This window comes from Wenzhouxiangella sp. YN9 (assembly GCF_056324165.1).
The window spans coordinates 44342-63380 of the sequence record NZ_JBJNIP010000065.1 but is presented as its reverse complement, the minus strand read 5'-3'; the positions used below and the strand labels follow the sequence as shown (position 1 = coordinate 63380).

At 64.6% G+C, this 19039-nt stretch carries 9 protein-coding genes; 3 read left to right on the top strand and 6 right to left on the bottom strand.

Features of this window, described 5'->3' with window-relative positions:
- The first annotated feature begins 2 nt into the window (after positions 1 to 2).
- The 3 genes from ACEWQ0_RS03605 (at position 3) to ACEWQ0_RS03595 (ending at position 3416) form a co-directional block, all read left to right on the top strand.
- Positions 3 to 1490 carry a DUF935 domain-containing protein gene (locus ACEWQ0_RS03605; RefSeq protein ID WP_476484519.1) on the top strand — a complete coding sequence of 496 codons (1488 nt, stop codon included), beginning with the start codon at positions 3 to 5 and terminating at the stop codon, positions 1488 to 1490.
- Positions 1375 to 2811, top strand: coding sequence for a phage head morphogenesis protein (locus tag ACEWQ0_RS03600; RefSeq protein ID WP_476484518.1), 1437 nt, complete (start codon positions 1375 to 1377; stop codon positions 2809 to 2811). Before ACEWQ0_RS03605 ends, ACEWQ0_RS03600 begins: the two co-directional genes overlap by 116 nt.
- Before the next feature lie 122 nt (positions 2812 to 2933).
- On the top strand, positions 2934 to 3416 hold the full coding sequence (locus ACEWQ0_RS03595) for a phage virion morphogenesis protein (protein WP_476484517.1): 483 nt from the start codon (positions 2934 to 2936) through the stop codon (positions 3414 to 3416).
- Positions 3417 to 3808: 392 nt separating this feature from the next.
- On the opposite strand, the gene ACEWQ0_RS03590 is transcribed toward ACEWQ0_RS03595, so the two are convergent.
- The 6 genes from ACEWQ0_RS03590 to ACEWQ0_RS03565 form a co-directional block, all read right to left on the bottom strand.
- Positions 3809 to 4696, bottom strand: coding sequence for a fructosamine kinase family protein (locus ACEWQ0_RS03590; RefSeq protein WP_476484516.1), 888 nt, complete (start codon positions 4694 to 4696; stop codon positions 3809 to 3811).
- A 26-nt stretch (positions 4697 to 4722) separates the two neighbouring features.
- Entirely contained in the window at positions 4723 to 5151 is a 429-nt protein-coding gene (locus tag ACEWQ0_RS03585) for a CBS domain-containing protein (RefSeq protein WP_476481975.1), read from the bottom strand.
- Between the two features lie 75 nt (positions 5152 to 5226).
- Entirely contained in the window at positions 5227 to 6555 is a 1329-nt protein-coding gene (gene mnmE, locus ACEWQ0_RS03580; protein WP_476484515.1) for a tRNA uridine-5-carboxymethylaminomethyl(34) synthesis GTPase MnmE, read from the bottom strand.
- A gap of 172 nt (positions 6556 to 6727) precedes the next feature.
- On the bottom strand, positions 6728 to 7189 hold the full coding sequence (locus tag ACEWQ0_RS03575) for a hypothetical protein (protein ID WP_476484514.1): 462 nt from the start codon (positions 7187 to 7189) through the stop codon (positions 6728 to 6730).
- A 181-nt stretch (positions 7190 to 7370) separates the two neighbouring features.
- Positions 7371 to 8924: a leucyl aminopeptidase family protein gene (locus ACEWQ0_RS03570; protein WP_476484513.1), complete on the bottom strand. Its 1554-nt coding sequence runs from the start codon at positions 8922 to 8924 to the stop codon at positions 7371 to 7373.
- A gap of 207 nt (positions 8925 to 9131) precedes the next feature.
- On the bottom strand, positions 9132 to 19010 hold the full coding sequence (locus tag ACEWQ0_RS03565; RefSeq protein WP_476484512.1) for a DUF7507 domain-containing protein: 9879 nt from the start codon (positions 19008 to 19010) through the stop codon (positions 9132 to 9134).
- Between the last annotated feature and the right edge of the window lie 29 nt (positions 19011 to 19039).

Genomic DNA, 19039 nt, shown 5'->3' with positions numbered 1-19039 from the left:
AAATGGCACGATCGAACCTCGCCCAGGCGATCGCAACGCGCAGCAGCGATCCGTACTTCACCAATGCGCTGCGCTTCTTGCCGAACCCGGACCCGGTACTGCGCAAGCTCAACCGTGGCCAGGAGGCATTCGAGGGCATCGCGATGGACGCCCACGTGCTCGGCGAGCTGCGCTCGGTTCGTGCCGCCCTGCTGGGCTTCGAGTGGCGGCTGGAAGCAGGCGGTGATTCGCCGGCCGATGTGCGCGCGCTGGAGCTGTGCGAAGGGGTGATGGCAAGGCGGCCGGCGCCGGGCATGCATTGGTCGGACGTGATCTGGTCGATGGCGCAGGCTGTGTTCCGCGGCTTCGCCGTGCACGAGGTCGTCTGGGAGCGGCAGGACGGCTACTTGCTGCCCGCCGCCGTGCTCGATCGGCCGCAGCGGCGCTTTCTGTTTGGGGCTGACAACGACCTGCGACTGAAAACGCGCAGCGCGCCGCTCGAGGGCATTCCCCTGGATGGCAAGAAGTGGCTGATGACCCGGCACATGCCCAGCCAGCAAAACCCCTACGGCACGGCGGTGTTTTCCGCCTGCTTCTGGCCCTACACCTTCAAGCACTCGGGCTTTCGGTTCTTCGTCAAGTTCGCCGAGAAATACGGGCTGCCCTGGGCCATCGGCAAGTACCCGCAGGGTGCGCCCAAGGAGGATCAGGACAACCTGGCCGATGCGCTCGCTCAGATGATCGAAGATGCCATCGCGGCCATCCCGGAAGGCTCCGGTGTGGAGCTGCTGAGCGCCGGCGACGGCAAGGCGGTGGTGCACGAGAATCTGATCAACCTGTGCAACCGCGAAATGTCGAAGGCGCTCACCAGCCAGACGCTGGCCACAGAAATTCAGGGCGAAGGCAGCCGCGCTGCCAGCGAGACGCACCGCGACCGGGAGGTGTCGGTCAACGAGTCCGATCGCAAGATCATCGCCGACACTTTCACCGAGCTGTTTCAGTGGATCACCGAACTGAACGTGCCCAACGCAATCGCACCGAAATTCGAGTTCTGGGAAGAGGGTGAGGCCCGCAAGGAATGGGTCGAGGTGCTCGATGGCTCCAGACACTTCCTCGACATTCCGAAGCAGTTCGCCCACGAGCGGCTGCAAATTCCGATGGCCACCGACGGCGAAGACGTGCTGCCGCGTAGCGGCGGCGAGCCATTGCAGCCGCCGCAGTTCGAGCGCCATCGCTGTGCCGGCTGCGGCGAGCACCACAGCTTCGCCGCCCTGGCCTTCCCCGATCAGGCCGACCTCGAGCGCATGATGGACAACATCGACGACGAAACGCTGCAGGCACAGGCCGAGGCCATGCTCCGGCCGCTGTTCGACCTGATCCAGAAACATGGGGCCGATGAAGCCCTGGGCCATCTGGCCGAAGCCTATCCGGACATGGACGATAGCGTCCTGCAGGATCTGCTCGCGCGCGTCATCTTCGTCGCTGACGTATGGGGCCGTCTCAATGCCTGAGCAGGTCAGTCTCGCCTACGCCATGCGGCTCGAACCGGCCGATGCAATCGCCTATTTCGAGTCGAAAGGCTACGCGATCACCTGGAACTGGTGGGAGGCAGCGACCGACGCGCACGCGCGCGCCTTCACGGTGGCCAAGGCCACGCGCATGGACGTGCTTACAGACATTCGTGAGGCCATGCAAGAGACCCTCAATGAGGGCGTCACAGAGCGTGAATTCATCCGCGCCCTCGAACCCAAACTCAAGGCAAAGGGCTGGTGGGGCAAGCAAATCGTCGTCGACCCGAAAGGCGGGGCGGAAGTCGTGCAACTCGGCTCGCCGCACCGCCTGCGCACCATCTACCGTACCAACAAGTTCAGCGCCTACCAGGCCGGGCGCTACAAGCGCCAGAAAGAGCAGTCCGAGGCACGGCCCTACTGGCAATATCTGGCCATCATGGACTCGCGCACCCGCCCCAGCCACGCCGCGCTGCATGAAAAAGTGTTCCCGCACGACGACCCGATCTGGGAGCACATCTACCCACCCAACGGGTTCAACTGCCGCTGCCGCGTGCGGACATTATCCGAGGATCGACTCAAGGAAGAAGGGCTCAGCGCCGACAGCTCGAAAGGCCAGCTGCGCCAGGAGATGGTCGAGGCCGGCGTCGACAAGCGCACCGGCGAGGTAATCGAAAAACCCGCTACCGTCTGGCGCGGAAAAGACGCCCGGGGCCGCGATGCAGTGTTTCGCACCGATGCTGGGTTCAGTCGGAATCAGGGCCAGCTGGCTTACGGGCTCGATATTGAGGTCATGCGCAAAATCTCGCAGGTAAAGGATCGCGCGATCCGGGCGCAGGCTGTGCAGGCCATCAACAACTCCAGCCTTCGGCAGACGCAGTTTGCCACCTGGGTCGATAATGCTCTGCCGCGACGGGGTGCGGGCCACTCCGCCCAGACACTGCACCTGATGGATGAGCGCGCCGCGGCAGCATATCGAGCCCGCGGCCAGGAGCCAGCCCGGGTATTGGTGATCGACGAAAAGCGACTAGCACATGTTGACAGCCCGAAGCATTGGGAAGCAGGCATCGCGCTGAGCGCTGACGAAATCAAGGCTTTGCCTGGGCGGCTTGCGAGCGGCCAGGCCACACTCTACTGGGACAAGAAGCACCGGAATCTGGTATATGCGCTGGATGCCGGGGCCGATCAGTCAATAGTGGTAGCTGCGACCGCTGACCGAAAGCTGAAGAAACTGGAGGGCCGACTCGACCAGCTGGTCAACGCATTCCTCGTGCCCAGCAGCCGACTTGATGACCGTGGCCGATTCGAGCCGATTGATGATTGAGCCAAGCGGGTGGCCGACTGTCCACCATCACCCCGCTTTTCCGGCAGTTGCCGGTAGGTTACTGGTCGCTGGCTCGCCGTCTAATTTCCAGCGGTCACTTGGCTCAACTTGGAGAATATCACATGGCTGACCAGTTCCGCATCGAAGTCGACGACGAGAGTGTACTGGCCGCGCTGCGGCGCACCGAAGAAAGCGCCCGAAATCTGACACCGCTCATGCAAGACATCGAGGGCATCCTCGTCGACGCCATCGAGCGTGCCTTCAAGAAGGAGCAGGATCCTGAAACCGGAGCACCCTGGGCCGAGCTTTCACCCGTCACAAAAGCTCGCCGAGGCCCGGGCGCAAAGAAACTCCAGGACTCCAGCAGCCTGGTGCAGAGCATCGGCGGCAACCACGACGCCACCAGCGCCGAAGCCGGCGTCGCCGAAAAATACGGCATCACCCACCAACTAGGCGCCAAGAAAGGACAGTACGGAAAGACCTCGCGCGGCACCCCAATCCCTTGGGGCGACATCCCCGCCCGCTCATTCCTCGGCTTGGGTGAAACTGACCGAAAAGAGATCCTGAGCGCAGTTTCCCGCTATATTTCCGGCAGTTTCCGCTAGCAAAACAGCCCCTTTAAGCTAGAATCCGTATCAAACCAACTGACTTTGACAGCGTGCTCGAAACCCGCTGAAACGCCCGCCACAACAGGCTTTCCCGCGATTTTCCACGCCATCCCCCCTTTCTCAAACTAAATGACCCCCCACAAAAACACGGAATTCACGGAATAAACCGGAAGCGGTGAAAGCAGGAGATTGATCCGCCGCAGCGCTTGCAGTGCTTTGCAGTGAAGCACACTGTGAAGTCCTTGTAATCTTTCGGTCCGTGTCTTCCGCGCCTTCCGTGGCTCCCGACCGGAGCACGCCACTGAAGAAGCGACAGGCGATCAAAAAGCCCTGGTAAAACGCTGCTTCTCTCAATCTGCGTCCACCTGCGATATCTGCGGCTTGATTCTTTAACCGGGTGAGGCTTTCAGAATTCGTCGGCATAGCTGCGCGCAGGCATCGACGTAGGGGCCGCCGAACAGGTTGGCGTGGTTGAGCAGGTGATACAGCTGGTAGAACAGCCGCCGGGTTTCGAAGCCCGGCGGCAGCGGCCAGGCTTGTTCGTAGGCCCGGTAGAAGGCCTCGCCGAAGCCACCGAACAGATGCGCCATGGCCAGATCGCATTCGCGGTCAGCGTAATGAATCGAGGGGTCGAAGATGACCGGCGTGCCCTCCGGCAGTGCCGCGACATTGCCGCGCCACAGGTCGCCGTGGATCAGCGACGGCTGCGGTTTGTGTCCGTCGGAGGCCTTGCGCCAGGCCACAGAGATGTCTTTTTGGCGACGGCTCCAGCCCTGACCGGGCAGATGGCGGTGCAGCCGGTCGAACTGCGGGGCCAGGCGGCGATCTGCGAAAAACGCCGTCCAGTCATCGACCCGCGTGTTGTTCTGTGGAGTCAGTCCGATGTAGTTGCTGCGGTGCCAGCCGAAGGCCTCGGCGCCGTGACGGTGCAGCGCCGCGAGCTGGCGCCCCAGCCGCTGGTCGGCACGATCGCCTGGCTGCTCCATTTCAAGATATTCCAGCGCCAGCCAGGCATGGTCACCCAGCGTGCCGCGGCGGATGAATTTCGGTACCCGAACCTCGCCGACTTCAGCCAGTGCCTCCAGGCCGTCGGCCTCGGCCGAGAGCAGGCCGGCCCGCTCCAGCGGCAGGGTCTTTACAAAGACCGTCGCGTCGGCCGCCTGCAGCACAACGGATTCGGCAATGTCGCCGCCGGGCGCCGACGCGACGCGCAGGCCGTGTTCGTCAAGCCCGAGGGCGCTGGCAACAGCTGCGGCTTGTTGGATATCGAGCAGCATGCAGCTGGCCGGGTGCCTGACAGGCGTCAGCCGGTGACGTAGCGCTCGAGCTGCTCGATCAGCTGCTGCTGGTCGCCGAGCACGGCGTTGACCAGGTCACCGATGGAGATCACGCCCAGCAACTGCCCCTTTTCGACGACGGGCAGATGGCGGATGCGCTTGCGCGTCATCAGGGCCAGACCCTCTTCAGCGGTAGCCCGAGGAGAAATGGTGATCGCGGGGCTCGAGCAGATCTCGCCCACCCGCGTCTCGCGCGACGAGCGCCCTTCGAGGATGACCTTGCGAGCGTAGTCACGCTCGGAGATGATGCCGTGCAATTCCTCACCGTTCATCACCAGCATGGCGCCGATGCTGCGCGAGGCCATCAGGCGAATGGCGTCATAGACGGTGTCTTCCACGGCAACCGACCAAATCTGATCGCCCTTTGTCGAGATAATCTGTCGAATCGTTTGCATTGACGCCATCCTCCTGCAGTTCGGTTGACGTTTTCGAGTATAGGCTGCGATTGCCGCAATCAGCAAACGCCGCGTTTACTTGCCGATGCAGAAACTCGAGAAGATGCGGCCGAGCAGTTCGTCGGAGCTCATGCGACCGGTGACCTCGCCCAGAGAGTCGGCCGCCAGGCGCAGCTCTTCGGCCAACAGCTCGCCCGACTGGCTGGCCGCCAGCTCGGCCTGGCCGCGGCGAAGGTGTTCTCCGGCCCGGCTGATGGCGTCGACATGGCGCTGGCGGGCAGAGTATTCTCCGCCGCCGGCGTCGTCGAGGCCGAGCTCTTCGATGACCACCTGCTCCAGCAGTTCCAGCCCCTCGCCGGTGACGGCCGACACGCGCACGTGACGACCGTCCCGCGATGGTCTGGCCCCCACCAGGTCGATCTTGTTGTCGATGCGGATCAGCGGCACGCCTTCAGGCAGGCCCGGCAGCGGATGTGCTTCGCCTTCGGTGGCGTCGACCACCCAGAACACCAGGTCGGCAGCTTGCATCTCGCGCTCGGCGCGGCGCACGCCTTCGGACTCCACCCGGTCGACGGTCTCGCGGATGCCGGCGGTGTCGGCCAGGGTCACCGCCAGACCGGCGATGGTAATGGTTTCGCGCAACACGTCGCGGGTGGTGCCCGGCACTTCGGTCACGATGGCAGCATCATGGCGGCTGAGCGCATTGAGCAGGCTCGACTTGCCGGCGTTGGGCCGACCGACAATGGCAATGCGAACGCCGCTGGTCAGCAGCCGCCCGGTGCCGGCGCGCTGAAGCAGCGTTTCCTGGCGGGAGCGTAGCCCGGCCACTCGCTCGGCCACCTGGCCTTCGGCGAGAAAGTCGATTTCCTCGTCAGGAAAGTCCAGCGCCGCCTCGACCCAGACCCGCAGCTCGACCAGGGCTTCGGCGAGTTCGTCGACCTCTTCGGAGAACGCGCCTTCCAGGCTGCGATGAGCGGCGCGCGCGGCAGTATCAGTGGCAGCCGCGATCAGATCGGCCACGGCCTCGGCCTGGGCGAGGTCTATGCGATCATTGAGAAAAGCGCGCTGGCTGAACTCGCCGGGCGCTGCGCGGCGGGCGCCGAAGTCAACACAGGCCGCAACCATCATTTCCAGCACCACGGGTGAGCCGTGGCCCTGCAGCTCGACGACGTCCTCTCCGGTAAACGAGCCGGGTCCAGGAAAGACCAGCACGAGCCCGGAATCCAGGGTTTCGCCCTGATTGTCGCGGAAGGTCCGAAGCGCGGCCTGCCGGGCGGGCGGCAGCTCGCCGCACAATTTCCGGGCAATCGCGCGGCTATCCGGCCCGGACAGGCGAACCACGCCAACGCCACCGCGCCCGGGCGGCGTGGCGATGGCGCAAATCGTGTCGTTGACGGTAGTCATGGCAGCATTCTGCCATCCAGACGCCCGGCAACGCTCGGTGATGACGCCTCTTCAGGCTCATCTCTGCATTGCACAGGACTGAGGAACCCATGCGCTTGTCGGTCACGGGACGCGCCGCGACAGACATGGACGGGACGGACCCTTTCCACTTTGTTCCGGCGCGCCACCAATCTCAGGGAGAGGACCAGCCGAGGCGTTCACGCACGGATTCGGGCGTATGCTCGCGCACCACGTCCACCTGTCCCGACACCGTGATGATCAGGTTTTCCGGATGCAGATACTTGCGCGCCGCGGCGTTAACGTCCTCGAGCGTCAGTGCCCGCAGCGCGGCGACCTGGTCGGCATCCCAGTCCTTGGTTCCCGCGATGTGGTCACCCTTGAACAGGTGGTGCTCGAGCATGTGCACCAGGCCGACCGTTCCCGGCCGCTCAGCGGCAATGTCCACCCGGTAGAAACTGCGGGCACCCACGCGTCCAGCTGATTCCCGTTCCCAGACCAACACGGTGACGCCGTTGGCCAGAACTTTCTTTTGCACGTCGACCTCCAGGTCAGCGGCATTCACGGTCAAGCTGGCAAGCAGGATGTATGGCAAAAAGAAGAAGGCAGGCAGGCGTCGACGAGAGTTTTCAGGCATGGACATTCGATTCCGGAATCAGAGACAGGCGTAGATGGAGTATAAGCGTCATGGCCCGCAGTTTCGCGCAGCGCCATCAACCGGGGAAGTCCATTCGAAAACCCACTATCAACCTGGCACGAACGCAGATGACATTCGTGCCAGGTCAATTAAAGAATAGCCCTCCGGTTACTGACCGGCGTCACTGGCCAGCAAAGAGCTTGACCCATTCAGTCAGCAGTCTGGTGCCGTAACCGGTGGCACCTTCGGGGTGAATGCCGTCGGGACTGTCGACGAGGGCATCGCCGGCCATGTCGATATGCAGCCACGGGGTGTCCGCCGCGAAGTGCTGCAGCAAAATGGCACCGGCCTGAGCGCCGGGCGAGCCGGTATTGCGGATATCTGCTATACGACTGTCGATAATGCCCTCATAGGGGCCGAGCGGCAGTTGCCACACGCGCTCGCCGGTCAACTCCCCGGATTTGCGCACGCTCTCGAGCAGATCCTCGTGTTCGCTGAACACGGCGGCATAGTCGGTGCCGAGGGCACGCACCTTGGAGCCGGTCAGCGTGGCGATATCAACGATGGCACGCGGGTTGAAGTGCTCGCGCGCATACCAGATACCGTCGGCGAGGATCAGGCGGCCTTCGGCGTCCGTATTGGCAACCTCGATGGTGGTGCCATCGCCGGCAGTCACGACATCACCGGGCAGCTGTGCTTCTGACGAAATCGAGTTCTGCGACAGGGGCATCACGCCGACCACGTTGACTGCCGCCTGCTGGGCCGCCAGGGCAGCAATGGCACCCATCACCGCCGCCGCACCCGCTTTATCCGTCTGCATGCGCAGAATCGACGCGGAATTGGTTTTCAGGTTGTAGCCCCCGGTGTCAAAGGTGTTGCCCTTGCCGACCAGGGCGACGGGCTGGTCGTCACTGCCTTCCCAGTGGGCAACCACCAGGTGGGCCTTGTGCTGGCTGCCCTGGCTGACGCCGTAGAGCGAGCCCATACCCGCTTTAAGAACCTGCTCCGGACGCAGAATGGTCACTTTTACCCCCAACGGCTCCAGCACCTTGCGCGCGTACTCGGCGAAGGCGGCCGGGTGGCCATCACTGCCGGGCAGGTTGGTCAGCTCGCGGGCATGGAAGACCCCCTCGGCCAGGGCGCGCAGCTGCGCGTATTGCTGCTCGGCCTGCGACTGCGCGCGCACCGTGAAGTGATAGTGCTGCGATGGACGCGGCTCGGGGTCACTGAAATGACGATCAAAACGATAGTTGCGCAGATCCATGCCGTGGGCGATGGCGGTCGAGATCTCGACATTGAGCGCATCATCCGTGATCAGTGAGGCATTCACCTCGATACGCTGCGCCGAGCCGGTATTGATATGGCCTGCCAGGTTCGCGCCGATCAATTCGGCGGCATGACGCTCGAGCTCCGCCGGATTGCCAACGCCAACCAGGATGATCCGGTTTGCATTCAGCTCGGCCGGCGCCAGGATTTCCACTCGTTGCTCTTTTTCGCCTTCAAAATCGGCTGCGGCAAGCGCGCGCGCGACCTGGCTTGCTGTGCGCTCATCCCAGTCGGGCCGTCGCACTGCCTCCTGCCCTTCGGGCACGAGCAGCACCAGAGTGTCAGCTTCGCGGTCAGCCGTTTCCGAGAATTCGGTACGAGTCTGCAAAAACTCTGCGTTCGCTGCAGTGAACAGCAATACGGTGGCCACGAACAAAAGGCAGCCCAGGATCACGCGCGACATATGCATTGAATATATCTCCGGTTTCTGAATCTGAAATCCCGAACAGTATAGAAGAGCTTGTGTCCGCTGCGGCCGGCTGCTGCGATCAGCGGGCGGCTTTGGCTGCCTTTGGGTTCGTCGCTGGTTGTGGCCTCAGGCGTTGTTGCCGCGCTAAAAAAACCCGCGCCCGGAGTCCGGGCGCGGGCGGCGTCTTTCAGTGCGTCTGCCGAGGCATCAACTGCGCTGGAACGGGCCGGCCCACAGGCCCAGACCTGCCATCGAGGCAATCAGCAGCAGCAGCATCCACAGCGAGCTTGCCGGCACCGGGATCGGCGGTGTGGTGGTCACGATCACGCTGTCATCGTCGCCGACCACATTGCCGTCGTCGTCTTCGCCGGAGACCGTGGCAACGTTTTCCACCTGGCCACTCGCCTGATCGCTGGCGGTGAGGATGTAGTCAACCGGCCCACAGGCAGCCGATTCACCCGGCGCCAGCGCATCCGGCGTACAGCTGATGGCGCCGCCGAGCATGGGGTCGTCGACGACGACATTTTCCAGCGGATAGCCGCCGGTGTTGGTGACTTCAAACGTGTAGGTCACCGTATCGCCCGGATCGTAGGGCCCGGTGGTGCTCACCGACTTGACCAGCACAATGCTGGATTCGTCGTTGAGCGGCGCGTCGGCCGAGTCCTCGTCTTCCAGCGGGTTGCCGTCGGGATCATCACCGGTCGCCGTGGCCGTGTTGGTAAACGGGCTGCCGGCGTCGAGATCGGCCTTGGTGATCACATGCTCGGCCTCGCAAACCAGCGTGGCACCCGGTGCCAGCGTGGTCGGCTGGGCCGGCGTGCAGGCGGTAATGACCGCATCGGGGTCGCTGATCTCGACATTAGCCAGCGTCACTACGCCGGTGTTTGTGGCCGTCAGCTGGTAGCTGATGGTGTCATCCTGGGCGTACGGCTCACCGCTGGAGGTGATGGTTTTCTCCAGCCGGAGGCCGCTGTCGGTATCCAGCGGCGCATCGGCAGAATCGTCATCTTCCACCGGGTTGTCGTCCGGATCATTACCCGTCGCCGTGGCGGTGTTGGTAAACGGCGTGCCGGCATCCAGATCCGCCTGGGTCACCACATGCTCGGCCTGACAGGTCAGCGTTTCCTGCGGTGCCAGCGTGGCCGGCTGCGATGGCATGCAGCCGGTGATGCTGGCGTCGGGATCGCTGATCTCGACGTTGGCGAGCGTACGGCTGCCGCTGTTGGTGGCAATCAGCTGGTAGGTAATGGTGTCACCTTCGCCGTAGGGCGCGCCGGTGGAGGTCACCGATTTGACCAGCGTCAGGGCGGAATCGTCTTCCAGCGGTGCATCGACGGAATCATCGTCTTCCACCGGGTTGCCGTCCGGATCGTCGCCGCTTGCGGTGGCCGTATTGGTAAACGGCGTACCGGCGTCAAGATCGGCCTGCGTGACCAGGTACTCGGCCTGACAGGTCAGCGTTTCCTGCGGCGCCAGCGTGGCCGGCTGCGATGGCATGCAGCCGGTGATGGTGGCGGCGGGATCGCTGATCTCGACATCGGCCAGGGTCAGCGTGCCGGTGTTGGTAGCCACCAGCTCGTAGGCGATGGTGTCGCCCTCGCCATAGGGCGCGCCGGTCGAGGTGACGGTCTTGTCGAGCACGATGCCAACGTCGGTGTCGAGTGGCACGTCGGCGGAATCATCATCGGATACGGGGTTGCCGCTCGGGTCGTCACCCGAAGCCGTGGCCGTGTTGGTAAACGGCGTGCCGGCGTCCAGATCCGCCTGAGTCACCACATGCTCGGCCTGACAGGTCAGGGTCTCGGTCGGGGCCAGCGTGGCCGGCTGGGCCGGGGTGCAGCCGGTGATGACCGCATCAGGATCGCTGATCGCGACGTTGGCCAGGGTCAGCGTGCCGGTGTTGGTTGCAATCAGCTCATAGGTGATGGTGTCACCCTCGCCATACGGCGCGCCAACGGAGGTCACGGTCTTGTCGAGCACGAGACCAACATCGGTATCCAGCGGCGCATCGGCCGAATCGTCATCGGAAACCGGGTTGCCGTCCGGGTCGTCGCCCGAAACCGTGGCCGTATTGGTGAACGGCGTGCCGGCGTCCAGATCGGCCTGGCTGATCGTATGCTCGGCCAGGCAGATCAGGTCATCGCCGGGGGCCAGGCTGGTCGGCTGCGCTGGCGTGCACGAAGTGATGGCGACGTCGTTGTCGACAATCTGCACGTTGGCGAGCGTGACGTTGCCGGTATTGGTGGCAATCAACTCGTAGCTGATGGTGTCACCTTCGCCATACGGCGCACCGGCCGAGGTGATCTGCTTGACCAGGCCGATGCCCGGGTTCTGCGCGATCGGCGTGGTCACCGTGTCGTCTTCGTCGGGCGTCTGATCGCTGCCGGCCGTGGCGGTATTGACGATTTCGCCGGTGTCGACGTCGGCCTGGGTGGCCGTATAGGTGCCGATCAGCGTGCAGGTGCCGCCCGGTGCCACGCTGGCGCACGGCGTCGTGCCGCCGGTCGGCGTGATCATCGGGTCACTGACAATCACATTTTGCAACGTGACGTTACCGGTGTTGAGCGCGGTGACCGTATAGGTGAGCACGCTTCCCGGCTCGATCGGGTCGGGCGCGTTGGTCAGCACCTTGTCGATGGCCAGCTGCGGCGTGACGGTCAGCGGCGTGGTCTCGTCGTCTGCGTTGTTGCCCGGGGTCGGATCAGAACCGTTGTTGCCGTCGTCGTCGACGCGGGCAACGTTATAGATCGAGGTCACGCTTGCGTCGACCGGGTCATCGACGATCACGGCAAAGGCCGCGCTGCCGGAATCGCCCGCAGCCAGCGCGCCGATGGCCAGCGTGCAGGTGCTGCCGGCGCTGGCGTCGGGCACGCAGCTCCAGCCGCCCGTGCTGGCGCCGGCATCGAAGCTGGAGTTGGCCGGCACGGTCTCGGTGATCTCGACGCCGGTGGCGTCCTGGCTGCCGATGTTTTCATAGTCCAGCGTGTAGGTCACGCTGCCGCCGGGCACGGTCGTCGCGCCGCCGTCGCTCTTGCTCAGAGTCAGATCGGGTGCGGCGTCGATCGGCGTGGTCTCGTCGTCCTGGTTGTCGTTCGGCGTCGGATCCGGGCCGTTGCTGCCGTCGTCTTCGATCAGCACCGCGTTGAGAATTTCGCTCACACCGGCATGCAGGGGCGAGTCGACATCGACGGCAAAGACCACGCTGCCCGAATCGCCGGCGGCAAGGTTGCCGAGGGTCAGCGTACAGCTGCTGCCCGGCGCGGTGCCGGCGCAGCTCCAGGCCGGATCGCTTGCTCCGGCATTGAAGCTGGTGTTGGCCGGTACCGTCTCGGTGATTTCCACGCCGGCGGCGTCCTGGTTGCCGTTGTTGGCGTAGTTCAGCGTGTAGGCCAAGGTGGCGCCGGGGGCGGTAGCGGCGACCCCGTCGTCCTTGACGATGCTCAGGTCGGGTGCAGCGTTGACCGGCACGCGGGTGGGATCGTCCGGGCCGGGCTCGCCGGGATCGTCGCTGGGCACGGGTGGCAGTTCATCGCTGTCGGCAACGGCCTGGTTTTCAACCTCGGTCACGCCCGCCGGAAGCGGCGAGTCAATCACCGTGTCGTACTCGATGATGGCCGTATCGTTCGCCGCCAGGCTGGCGATGGTGACCTGAACAGTACTGTCGCCGGCGGTATTGCCGATGGTCACCGTGCCGGTGCTGGTGGTCACGCTGCCGGACACCAGCGCGCTGTTGGCGTCGGGCACGTCGTCGATGACGATGTTGGTGGCCGGCGCCGCGCCAGTGTTGTCCAGCGTCAGGGTGTAGCGCAGCGTGTCGCCCGGTGACACATCGCCGGAACCGTCGGCATCAACCTGCAGGCTCGCGGTCTTGCTCAGAGCCAGGTCGGGCAGGCCGATCTGGTCGCTGTCGCTGACCGGCGGCAGATCGCGCGCTTCATCGCGCGGCGAGCCGTTCTTGGGCGGCAGGCTGTCGCCGCCGACCAGGTCGGCGGTGTTGCTGATCGGATTGGGGTCAGGCGGCAACACGGCCAGCGGCATGTCAAAGCTGGCCGTTACGCTGCTGCCGGCCGCAAGGCCCTGGCCGCCGCTGCTGGCAAAGCTGACGGTGTGCTGCCCGACCGCCGGAGTGTCGTTATCAATCACCAGGGTGTAGCCCGAAGGCACGGTCGCCGGCGCAAAAGCGGCGACGTTCCAGTCGGCCTGGTCAAACACGTCTTCGACAATCAGGTTGTAGGCCGTGGCATTCCCGGTATTTTCCAGGGTGAGCTCGATGCGCACCCCGCCGTTGCTGACCGGGCCCATGGACTTGCTCAAGCCCACATCCGGCTCGATCACGTAGACCTCGGCATCGTCAGTCATTGAGCCACCGATGCCGTAGGTCAGCTCGGCCAGGTTGGTCAGCGTCACGCCATCAGTGTTGGCCGGGTTGTCGACGACCAGCGCCACGATCTGTACGGTCAGGCGGTCGTTGGCGTCGGAGACACCGTCGATGGTGTTCGTCACATCACCAAAATCGAAGGTGACGGTGTCGTCGATGCCGTCACTGTTGGCGTCGGTGATGACCGGGGTGCTCGGGCCGGTGGTCGACAGATTGCCGCCAATGCTCACGACCGAGGCACCGATGGCCTGCATGTAGCCATCAGCCGCGCTGGCCGGCAGGGCGTCGACAAGCACCGCGTCGGTGGTCACCCCTTCCGGGAATTCGATCACCAGACTGTAAGTAACGGTCTCGCCAATCGACACGTCGGGCAGCGCCATGATGCCGCCGCCGGACATGATGCTCATCATGCCCGAGCCTTGCGCGGTCTTGGTCAGGCCCGGCCCCTTGACGGTGACGTGCGCGTTATCGGCGCTGTCGCCGGGGCGATTGTGGTCGGCGTTTTCGTCGGGCAGCGTGAAGTATTCCAGCGCCGCGGAGTTGGTCAGATCGGTACCGGCCTCGACACTCTGATCGACGTTGACTTGATAGGTGATGTAGCAGCTGCCGGTCGCCAGTTCGAGCTCGGGAATGGTAAAGAAGATGTTCGGGTTGCCGCTCGAGTCGACAGCCTGGCTGGCGCAAGTTCCGCCCACGCTGCCGTCGCCGCCCCAGATCAGGCCGGCCGGCAGGCTGTCGGTAATTTCCAGGTTGAAGACATCGGCGGTGGAACCGGATGCATGCTCGATATCCAGGCGCACGGTCACGGTGTTGCCGGCTTCGACGTAGCCGTCGGCCGGGTCGACAATGCTCTTGGTCAGATTCAGATCCGGTGCGACTAGATCCACGCCGACGCTGCCGCTGATGGGATCGCTGCTGGCGGTCTCGAAGGTGGCGCGGTTGAGCTGGTTGGTGATCCCGCTCTGGTTGGCGGGCACGTCGACCACGACGGCGACCACCTCGAAGGTGATTTCATCATCGCCAACGCTCGGGCCGGCGGGATCATTAACGACGGTGTCCAGCTGCCAGCGCACGCGGTCGTTGTGACCGTCGCTGTTGGTATCGCTGTGTACGCCGGCAGCGCCGACGGCCGGCAGCGAGGTACCGGAAAGGTTGGCGCCAACGCTGATGACTCGCGAGGAAACCACCGCCAGGGTGCTCGAGCCGGTCGGCAGCTGATCGGTAATGACCACGCCGTCGGTGGTGCCCTGCGGGAAGGTCGCGGTAAAGTGGTAGGTGACTTCCTCACCGATGGTCAGGTCTTGTTCCGGGCCGAACTGGCCGCTGCCGGTGCTTGGCTCGCTGGTGGCGACAATGACCTTGTCCATACCCGGCTGAGTAACCGTGATGGTGTGATCATCGTCGGCGCTGTAGCCGCGCTGGTCAGCGTTGGTACCGGCGATCGAGTCCCAAAGCAGTGTGGCGGTATTGATCAGCTCTTCCTGAGGCTGCACGTCGACGGTGAGCCGGGCCTGATACTCGAGCACCACCTCGGCACCGCGCGCGAAATTAGTCCAGCCAAGCGAAATCGTGTTGCCGCTGCTGTTGTCGACATCGAAACCTGTCCCGCTGATGACCTGCAGGCTGCCGGGAACGAGCGCCAGCTTGGGCGGCAGGGGATCGTCGAAGACCACATCGTGGGCATCCGCCGTCGATCCGGCCGCGTGCTGGAGGGTAACGGTATAGGTCACCACATCGCCGGCCTCGCCCCCGGTGATGTCGCCGGACTTGCCGATGGTCAGCTGCGGCTCGACCACGTCCATGGGCGCGCTGGCCGAGGCGTCCAGGCCGGGGCCGAACTGCACCAGCACGTTGTTGCTCAGCTCGTCGCCGTTGACGTTGGCGGCGGCGGCGTCGATCAGGGTGGCGGTCACCTGAATGACGACCTGGTCGTCAGGGCCCAGGGCGCCGCTGCCGCTGTTGACCACCTGGCCGAAATCAAACTGCGCGGTGTCGTCAATGCCGTCGCCAAGCTGCGCGTCGCTGATGACCGCCGCCGGGTTCGGGTTGGCGGGCGCCAGGTTGGCGCCAGTGGCAATGACGCTGGCCGAATCCAGGCGCATGAGGCCGTTGGTCCAAGGCACGGTATCGGTCACGCCCACCTGCGGGGTGGTGCCGTGGGGAATGGTGACGGTGATATCGAAGGTCGCAGACTCGCCGATGGCCAGGTCGTCGATACCCGAGCGGTGCTCGTTATCTCCGGTGGCCGGCTCCGAAGTACTGCTGATGACCTTGGAGACAACAACCGAATCGATGGTGACGGTGGCCGAGTCGTCGGCAACGTAATCGTTCATGCCGCCGCCCGAGCCGTCGCGCTCGCCGGTGTCGCTGCCCGGCGCGCCCGGCGTGGTCGAGCCGGTCGGGTTGGGGGCCGTGCCGCTGGTGGCCGGCAGACTGGTCCAGCTGGCCTGGGCATTGTTGACGATGCTGGTGCCCGGGGCGACGCCGATTTCGAGCGTTGCATCGAAGCTGATCTGGAGTTGGCAACCGGGCTCCATGACGTCGACCGTGATGTCGAGGTTGTCTCCGACCGTATTGTCGGTGATGCCGCTGCAGCCGCCTGACGGCGTGATGGTCAAACTTGTCAGGTTGGTCAGACCCGCCGGCAGGCTGTCGGTAATGTGGACATCGTAGGCGTCGCTGCGATTGGCGCCCGCGGCGGCAGTGACGTCCAAGGTGAAGCTGATGGTGTCGCCGGCCTGCCCGGTGCCCGGCGAGGCGGACTTGGTCACGCCAATCGCAGGCTCGGCGATGCGGATGCGGGTATTGTTGGAACTCCCGGCCAGCGGCGAGCCGGCGCTAAGCGTGGTGAACGAATTGTCACGGTTGTCGCCGCGGGTGTTGTTGCCCGCGCTGGAGTTGTTGACCAGGGCGTTGAATTCGACCACCAGCCAGGCGTCGTTGTTGTCGCTGTTGGCGTTGGTGACGTCGCCGAAGGCAAAGATCGGGTTGCTGCCGTTGCCGAACGGTGATCCGGATATGGCGCCGGCGGGCAGACCGAAGGTGATCGCGCTGCTGGCCACGCTGCCCGGATCGGCGGCGGTGCCGGGCAGGTTGGGCACGGCCAGCGTGCTCGAGCTCAGGCCCGGGGCGCTGGCGCTGACGAAGGCAGCCGTCGTTGTGCCGTCGTCAAGAAAGGTCAGGCCCGAGGGCAGGTTGTCTTCCAGGCTCATCTGAGCGATCTCGCCTTCGGGAATGCGCACGACCAGGCGGTAGCGGACGATCTCGCCGATGGTGGCGCGCGGCGGATTGCTGGTATCGGACGTGCCGGGCTCGGACGAGGCGACGAAGTACTTTTGCTGGGCGATGTTGGCGCTCTCGACCGTAGTGGAGTCGCGCCGGGTCGGGAACGTGGTAGCCCCGCTCTGGCTGGCAAAGTCCAGCTCGGCGGTGTTGGTGATACTGGTCATGGGTGCGATGTCGGCCGCCACCTGACAGTCCACGGTTACCAGCGCAGTGTCGGCACCGTATGGCGCGCCGGGTGAGCCGTCGTTGGCCGCGAGCGGATCGTCGAGCAGCAGGCCGCCGGCCAGCGTACCGCTGTAGCCCAGCGCGCTGCCTGAGCCGTCGGTCACGCCGGTGACGCTGCAGCCGGTCAGATCCGCCGGGAAGGCATCGGTAATGGTCACGTCATAAGCCGGGGCACCGCCCTGATTTTCGGCGGTGATGACGAAGGTGATGTTGTCATGGGCATCGACGCCACTGATGTGACCATCCTCCGGCTCGTTGCCCGGCCCGGGACTGATCGTGCCGTTGCCGTCGGTGGCCGACACGCCTTTGGTGATGACCATATCGGGGGCGCCAACCTGGAAGTGCACCGGGCCGGTCCCGGTGGCTGCCTCACCCGGGGTGTTGTTGGTGCTGGCCAGCAGGATATTGGTCAGAAAAAGGCCGTCGGCAAACGGATCATCGGTAATCGGGGCCGTCAGGTCGACCTGAATGGTCTGTGCGGTCGGACTCGACACGTCCGGCCAGTCGATGATCAGCGCGTTCTGCGCGGCGTTGACGGTGATGGCATCCGGCGTCAGGCTGGCAGTATCGCCCGGGCCGTAGGCGAGGTTGGCGCCGGGGAAGCTCGTGTCGATATCGGTCACGTCGATTACCGGCAGCGGCAGGAAATCCTCGAAGCGGATATCACTGGTGCTGCCGGCGGGAATGTCGAGGGTCAGCCGGAAGACGATGTTCTCGCCCGGGAGATATGCAGGCTGCGGATTGACGATTTCCTTGTTCACTGCAATGGGCGCGATGATCACGGTGGCGCCGCTGCCGTCGCTGCAGGCGCTGGCGCCCTGGGTCAGGCTGTAGTCGGCATCCACCTGGTTGGTCAGCGAATCCGAGGCCAGCACGGGCGAGCCGCTGCCCTGGTAGTCATTGCGGACCTGGGCGTCATAGCTCAGGGTCACGGCCGTGCCGGCCACGAGCGTGCCGGCGGCCGCGCCGATGTCGTAGACGATGGTGGTGGTGGAATCGGGGTTGACGGTCACGCTGGGTGTGATGGTGACCGGCGAGCCGCCGACCACGAGGCTGGCGTGTGCGACGAAGTCGATGCCGTCGGGCAGGAGGTCGGTCACGATCAGGCTGTCGGCATCGCCGAAGTCGGTCACCTGGAAGTTCAGCGTGTAGCTCAGGCTCTGTCCGGGCATCGCTGCGGCCGGAGAAACCGATTTCTGCACCGCCAGATGGCGGGCGGTGACGGTGGTCTGGTCATTGGCCGGAGGCAGCACGATGGCGGGGCCGGAAGTGGGCTGATAAGTGCCGCTGGCTGCGGCGCCGTTGATCACCGGCGCAGTGGTGCACACGGTTTCGTCGAGAATGTCGACGATATGACCCTCATAGCTGACGACGACGTCATCGTCGGCACCGGTACCGACCGTGTTGCCGCTGCAGGTCACCTCGAGGCTGCCACCCGGCGTGCTGGTCGATGGCTGGGTGGTGACGCTGCAGCTTGTACCGCCGGTAATGGTGACGTTGCCGTTGAACTGGAAGTCGGCCGGCAGTTCATCGCTGATCACCAGCGGGTTGATGGTCGCCTGATTGGCGATATCAACGGTGAGGTTGTAGCTGTAGGGCCAGCTCGGACCGGGGGTGCGCTCGCTCTCCGGCGCGGTGTCGGTCTTGGTAAATCGCATGACCGTGGGCGTGACCGGATCGTTGATCGGGCTGCCGATGATCGGGCCGTTGTCGCCGGTCGGCGTGTCGCCGAATTCGTACACCGGGGTGATGATGATATCGAGGGGGTCGCCCAGGACGGCGTCAGGATCGATGGTCGCACACAGCTCGGCCGGCAGATCCGGTCCGCCGTCGACGACCGAGCCGACCGGGTATTCGAGCACGTAAAGCGCGGCGCCGGGGGTGCCGGTAACCGGCTGGTCGATTACCGGATCGGTGAGCTGGTTGCCGGGCGCAGGCGGAAAATCGCCGACGTAGCTCAGCGTGCCGCCACCGAAGATGTCGGCCGAATCGAGCGTCAGGCCGTCGGCCAGCTCGAGGCGCAGGTAGGGCCCGTAGCCGGGCGCGCCGCTGTTGTTGAAATCAACGTCGAAGCAGAACTGCTCGCCCAGAAAACTTTCCGCAGGGACGGTCGGGCTGGCGACCGGAGTCTGGGCAACGGCAAACTGTGCACATACGAAGGCCAGTACGCCGGTAACGAAAACTGCAATCTTGTTCATCGAGCTCTAATTCCTTTGCGGCAAGCCGC